Annotated in this window: 1 protein-coding gene; it reads right to left on the bottom strand. The window is 66.3% G+C overall.

Features of this window, described 5'->3' with window-relative positions:
- A partial coding sequence (locus JQ609_RS34855; protein ID WP_212277148.1) for an autotransporter domain-containing protein occupies window positions 1–1,456 on the bottom strand: 1,456 nt, incomplete at both ends.

Raw genomic sequence — 1,456 nt, 5'->3', positions numbered from 1 at the left:
GAGGTGTCCGCGCGAAGTCCGAGCTCGGTGCGCGGGGCGGTAACGTTCCGCTCGGCGTAGGACAATGCGAACGTGTTGACGCCGGCGACAACCTGTTCGGTATAGTTGGGCAACCACAGCGTGGTGAACTGGCCCGCGGCGTAGGGCGTCAGTCCGCTGGTGCCGAACGCATAGCGGTAGCCGCCCTCGAGCCGGCCGGAGAGAGCATTGGCGTCGAATTTGGCGCGGTAGCTGTTCAGCAGCGCGATGCGATCGGTCGTGACGTCCTGCCAGCCATAGGCGAGGGCGCCGGCGAGGTAGGCCGCGCCGATATCGTGCCGGCCGTAGACGCCGGCCTGGAACATCTCCGACCGGCCGCCGCCGAGGCCGTTCACGAGGTCGTACTTGGTGCCGGCGCCGCCGAGCGAAAAGCCGACCAGCGTGCTTGGCGCAATTCGATAGTCCAGACCGGCCGCGCCGCCATAGATGCGCGAGGTGTAGGAGTTCGAACCGACGGCGGCGTTGCCGTCGGTCGATTGCGAGCCGCCATAGCCTGCGCCCCAGACGCTCCAGCGCCGTTCGAACGACAGCGGCGGCGCCTTCGTCACCATCTTGGCATAGGCCTCCCGCTCGCCCGCGTTGCGACCCTTGCGCGCGGCATAGGCCAGCGCCTCGTTCTCGTCGGCATAACCGGTTGCGCCGGCCGGCGGCGCGCCGCCCGAGCGCGTCCCCGTGAAGGGATCGGTCATTACGTTGATGAACTTGTCCATCGCGTCGAACGTGGTCTGCTGCGTGCCGGTAGCGGCTTCGCCCGATACCTGGGTCAGGCCTGCAGGCGTCAGCGTACCGAACACCAGCGGAATGCCGCCGGTGGTATTGAACGAGTTGATGAGCGCGTTGGCGACAGCAGTCTGGTTGCCGTTCAGGCCGTTGGCGAACCCAGGCGAGAACGTCAGATTGAGATCCAGATAGGCATTTTGGGCGTCATAGCTCAGCGAGCTCACGAAGCCGGCCGGCAGGTTGGTGTTGACCACCGAGCCGAAGGTGCCGTTGACGCCGCCGGCCGCGTTCACGATCGTGTAGCGCCGCGCCACATAAGCGCCATTGGCGTAGATAGCGGAAACGGTCGCGCCGCCGAGCGTCGCGCTGCCGGTGACGTTGGTGAGGTCCGAATTCGTCGGTGAGATTTCGATAAGGTACGTCGCCGCTGCGGTGAAAACCAGGCTGCCTTGCACCGAGAGGGTGCCGATCGAATTGCCGGGCGCCAGCGTGCCGCCCGCGATCGTGAGGTTGCCGACCGTGCCGGTGCCGCCGAGCGTGGCGCCGGCATTTACCGTGGTCAGGGCCGACGAGGCGATCGAACCATTCACCAGCAGCGTGCCGGCGTCGACGGTCGTATTGCCGGTGTAAATGTTGTTGCCCGCCAAATTCAGCGTGCCCGTTCCGGTCTTTATCAGTTGCCCGCCCGTTGCGCCGG

The sequence above is a fragment of the Bradyrhizobium sp. AUGA SZCCT0169 genome (genome assembly GCF_018130085.1).
GTDB lineage: Bacteria > Pseudomonadota > Alphaproteobacteria > Rhizobiales > Xanthobacteraceae > Bradyrhizobium.
Note: the sequence above shows the minus strand (reverse complement) of the source record. Positions and strands in the feature narration are given on the sequence as shown.